Origin of the sequence: Okeania sp. SIO2B9 (assembly GCF_010672505.1) — a bacterium.
GTDB classification, from domain to species: domain Bacteria; phylum Cyanobacteriota; class Cyanobacteriia; order Cyanobacteriales; family Microcoleaceae; genus Okeania; species Okeania hirsuta.
Genome location: NZ_JAAHGK010000559.1, coordinates 1 through 4,700, shown reverse-complemented (window position 1 = coordinate 4,700; position 4,700 = coordinate 1). Strand labels below are relative to the sequence as shown.

General features: G+C 34.1%; 5 protein-coding genes. 3 read left to right on the top strand and 2 right to left on the bottom strand.

Going from position 1 to position 4,700, the window contains the following annotated elements:
- From mraY to F6K13_RS19070, 3 genes are all read left to right on the top strand, one after another.
- Positions 1 to 739: phospho-N-acetylmuramoyl-pentapeptide-transferase (gene mraY, locus F6K13_RS19080; protein ID WP_287288034.1), on the top strand; the 739-nt coding region annotated here is incomplete at its 5' end.
- Positions 740 to 991: 252 nt separating this feature from the next.
- Positions 992 to 1,918: a glycosyltransferase family 2 protein gene (locus tag F6K13_RS19075; RefSeq protein WP_287288032.1), complete on the top strand. Its 927-nt coding sequence runs from the start codon at positions 992 to 994 to the stop codon at positions 1,916 to 1,918.
- 960 nt (positions 1,919 to 2,878) lie between these two features.
- On the top strand, positions 2,879 to 3,193 hold the full coding sequence (locus F6K13_RS19070) for a hypothetical protein (protein ID WP_287288031.1): 315 nt from the start codon (positions 2,879 to 2,881) through the stop codon (positions 3,191 to 3,193).
- 27 nt (positions 3,194 to 3,220) lie between these two features.
- Here the strand turns inward: F6K13_RS19070 and F6K13_RS19065 are convergent, their stop codons facing one another.
- Together F6K13_RS19065 and F6K13_RS19060 are read right to left on the bottom strand one after the other, a co-directional pair.
- Positions 3,221 to 3,430: a hypothetical protein gene (locus F6K13_RS19065; RefSeq protein WP_287288029.1), complete on the bottom strand. Its 210-nt coding sequence runs from the start codon at positions 3,428 to 3,430 to the stop codon at positions 3,221 to 3,223.
- A 303-nt stretch (positions 3,431 to 3,733) separates the two neighbouring features.
- On the bottom strand, positions 3,734 to 4,231 hold the full coding sequence (locus tag F6K13_RS19060; protein ID WP_287288027.1) for a 2TM domain-containing protein: 498 nt from the start codon (positions 4,229 to 4,231) through the stop codon (positions 3,734 to 3,736).
- Between the last annotated feature and the right edge of the window lie 469 nt (positions 4,232 to 4,700).

Sequence of the window (4,700 nt, the reverse complement as noted above, 5' to 3'; positions counted from 1 at the left end):
TGTCATTGCCGATACTGCCATGACTCTAGCTTATGGTTTTATTGGTTGGTTGGATGATTGGAGAATTTTGCAACGTAAGTCTAATAAGGGAATATCTCCGAAAATGAAATTGGCTTTGCAGGTGGGTTTTGCAATGCTATTTTGTGGATGGCTAGCATGGAGTCAACCTAGTACAGTTACTAATATTGCTTTACCATTTGGTTTACAATTATCTTTAGGATTACTATTTTGGCCTCTGGCAGGTTTTGTTTTAGTTGCAGAAAGTAATGCTACCAATCTTACTGATGGTGTTGATGGTTTGATGGGAGGTTTGGGAGCAGTTGCATTTTTAGGGTTAGCTGCTTATTTAGCTCCTACTGCTCCGGAGTTAATGATTTTTTGTGCTTGCATGAGTGGTAGTTGTCTCGGTTTTGTTGTTCATAACCGCAATCCTGCTAAGGTGTTTATGGGTGATACGGGGTCGTTAGCTTTGGGTGGAGGTTTAGCTGCAGTTGCTCTACTAACTAATACTCTATGGATATTATTAATTCTTAGTGTGATTTTTTTAATAGAGACTCTTTCGGTTATTGCTCAAGTGGGTTATTACAAGGCAACAAAAAGACCTAATGGAGTAGGGAAGCGCTTATTTAAAATGGCTCCTTTTCATCATCATTTAGAATTATCTGGTTGGTCGGAAACTCAAGTTGTGGGATGTTTTTATTTAGTTAGTGCAATTTTGGCTAGCTTGTGCTTATTGTAGAAATTAAGTACTCAGTTAGAGGAGTCAGAAGTCAGGAGTCATGAGTCAGGAGGGAAGAAAGAAGACTGAGAAAAGGAGAAAGTTTTTTGATCGCTAATAGACATTTGATAAAAATCAAAAATAAAATCAATTCTTATCCATAAATTATCAATTATTTTTCCCTGTTGCCTGTTGCCTGTTGCCTGTTGCCTCTTTTGGAGGAGATGTCTAATTATCCGGACATTATATAAATTATTAATTGAAAAGCTGATAATGACAAAAGTTTCGGTAATAGTACCAATTTATAATGGTGAGAAAGATTTGCCAGATTTGATAGAATGTCTGCGGTCGCAAACCTATCCTGCTGACCAAGTAGAGTATTTACTTGTGGATAATAATAGTGGCGATCAGAGTAAATCACTAATTGAAGCAGCAGCACGGTCAAATCAAATTACAATTTGTCTAGTCACTGAAAATCAAATTCAAAGTTCTTATGCTGCTCGTAATGCTGGTATTCGTGCTGCTAGTAGCGAGATATTTGCTTTTACTGATGGTGACTGTCGTCCTCAACCTCAATGGTTGGAAAATTTAATTCAGCCATTTTCTGACTCTAATATTGGTATTGTAGTGGGAGAAATACTTGCTTTACCTGGGGATAGTTTATTAGAAAAATATGCTGATAAACAAGAGACTCTTTCTCAAAAACATACTTTAGCTAATTCATTTTGTCCTTATGGTCAAACTGCTAATTTAGCTATTAGAAAGCAAGCTTTTGTAGAGGTAGGATTATTTCGTCCTTATTTAACAACGGGTGGAGATGCTGATATTTGTTGGCGTATTTTACGAGAAACATCTTATCAGTTTAAGTTTGTAGAAAATGCAGTAGTTAAACATCGTCATCGTTCAACTTGGAAAGATTTACAAAGTCAATGGCGCAGGTATGGAAAGTCAAATAAATATTTGCATGAACTCCATGGTGTTGATTTAATGCGAGAGTTTAAAACAAAGGAATATGTTTATCGTTTGAGTAGATGGTTATTAAAAGAGTTGCCTCTAACAACGATGAAAATAATATCAGGTAAAGCAGAATTGGTAGAGTTATTTGATACTCCTATTGGTTTGTTAAATGGTAGGGCAAGAATTATCGGTCAAAAAGAAGCAAAGCTGTCAGATGAAGCACGACAAATTGAAAGATTTTAGTCGGGTGCATCTCAATGCGTGAATAAAGCCAAAAAATTATCGCTTTTAGGCAACAGCTCCGGAAGGCAACAGCGGTGCGACCCCGCGACGATGTCAGCTCGCTTGCGGAATGCGCACTCCTGTGAGGCAACAGGGAATATATAGGAAAAAAGTATTTTTGCAAATATGAGATGCACCCTTTTAGTCTAATTTTTTTCTATGAAATTTCATTCAATTAGAATGCTTTAATCATTTATTTTTATAGAAGCTATTATCATTGCTTATCTAACTAATTGGGAGTAATATGTAAAAGATGAAGGGCTAAATTTTGGGCAAAAGTCTATCTTTAAAATAGTTTAGTAAATAAATGTCTAATACCAATTTGATAAATGTTTGCTACAAATGACTAGGCTATTTATTAGGAGTCAGGAGTCATTTCAGTTATCAGTTAGCCTCCTATCGGAGGAACTGCGTTAACAGTTATCAGTTATCAGTACCTCTAGTTAAAGTCAGAGGCTTGAAATATTGAACTTGATTTTCTCTTGGTCGATTAGATATGGCGAGGAAACCTCGCCATCTCTCGACCGCTTTTTCATCCCCTTAAAAGGGGAGCCTTGAGACCTTATTTGTTGGTCAGGAGGACTGAGTCAGGATAAATGGCTTCAATACCAGTTTTGAGCTAGGACATTCTCTTTTATGTCAAAGTAATATCTACTGTAGGTGTCTTTTAATCAGACTTATTATTCGTAACATTCTTTTTTAAAAATGGCATAACTAATTAAATTTATTATTTTTCTATGAACTGTATTGTGATAGTATGATTGACGCTTACTCCAATAATAATATTGGCAGGTAAGCCCAATTGAATCTGTTTTAAACAGGCCAAAAACTAACACCTAATCTAACTAAAAAGAAGATAGTAACATGAAAAATCTCACTGTTGATAGTAAGAAGAATTGTTTATTAGTAGACAAAACATGGATGGAAAACCTGCAGAAAGAGGCTGCATCTGCAAGTTTAGATCCTGGTATGTATGTTTTGCGCATTAAGAGTGGCTCATTTAGCTATGGTAGTGGTATGGGTGCTGAACCATTTGTATTACTTTGGATATATGGTGGCAAATTTGTTAACTTGAAGACAAATGTTGAAACTTCAGCTACATGGTCTTCTTTAAATGGATATGATGATACGATTACATTGGAAGTCAAAGAACCAATTACAGTTAGTGCTTTATTTCTTGATGTTTATGAAGATGATAATTCTGGTGAAGTTACTGTTTCTATTTTGGATGCGTAAATCATCAGTTTGATATTGGGTTTTTTGTCAAAAAATTAGTAATAAATTTGACGCGATCGCTCTCTTAGTTACTGAGGTGGGCGATCGTTTCTGTTTATTTTGAAGGAAGAAGGAAGAAGAAAAAATCTTGCGTTGTTTGACTTTTATGCTAACGCTTAAGTGTTCTTGTTCATTAATTTGGTCAGCTCCGAAGATTATTTTAAAGGCGTAATCAATTTTGGGGTTAATAAATTTCATAGTGTATTTTATTGATTTCAATAAAACGTTTGAACACTAATAATAGGCGTTGATTTTTTAAATAATTTAAGTGAGCGATCGCTTATTTGTTAGGTAAGGAATTAGGGGTAATTTTTCATGGTTTTAATTAATCAAACAAACCTGATCTTTCCTATATATAATTAGACATCTCCAATAATAAAAAATCAAATCAATTATCGTACATAAATATCAGTTATTTCTCCCTATTCCCTATTCCCTATTCCCTATTCCCTATTCCCTCTTTTCTGAAGATGTCTATTTAGCAAGTTTATCGATTCCTTTTCAAGACTGTAAATTTTTTAAAATTTTATTTGCTAAAGAGCCAAAAGATTGACCTAATTGTTTTTTCAACCGCCATCTTTGAAAAGCTTTTTCATATTCTTCTCCTTCAATTTGGAAAGTTTTCCAGGCATCTAAAGCTAACCATAATCCCCACAATAATAAAATTGGTAAAGACCAGGAAAGAGTATGAGCAATTACTAAATTCAGCAACAATAAAAATGAATTTACAATGCCATATTTAATCAAACTTTGCTTTAATTTGTCTCTACGAACTTGATTAAAAAGTTGTTTTTCCTGAAACTCACTCCGGTGGGAAAGCCATTCTTGTTCTGCTGCTGCTAAGTCTTCTGTGGAAATACCCATCTCATGAGCAATTTCTAATACTTGTGCTCTTGTTAGTTCGCCTCCTTCAGAGCGACGTGCTAGGGCAATTTGCAGAATTTGTTGGGCATCGTCTTGAGCATAAGTTTGGGTAATTTGGTTTTGTGGGTTTGTCATAATTTTATTTCTTAAATTTTAGAATTATTTCTATCATATATTCTAGCTTGCTATAGATATCAAAGAATAACAATAGTAGATTCCTGTCCTGTCAATAGGTGAAATTTCTACTGGATATTATTTGTAATTAGCACTACAAAAAATGACTGTTATATCAAAATATAGCAATCTTATTTGAGTTGTGAGATATTGTAGATTTTAGGAAATAGGGAATAGGGAACAGGGAATGAGAAAAACCAAAGCAATAACAATTATCGCGAATTATTTAGGATTGCTATAGAAAATATTTTATACAGAAGAGATGTATTTTTTGTTTGTAATTATCTTAAATATTTAGTTAATGAATTGTCTCTGAAGTTATATAGCAGAAGGAAGAATAAAAAATCTGATTTTGTCTGAGTTTTAATATTTTGATAGGTCTTAACCTTTCCTGAGACTGTTATAATATACTTTTAGGTTTCAACAAACA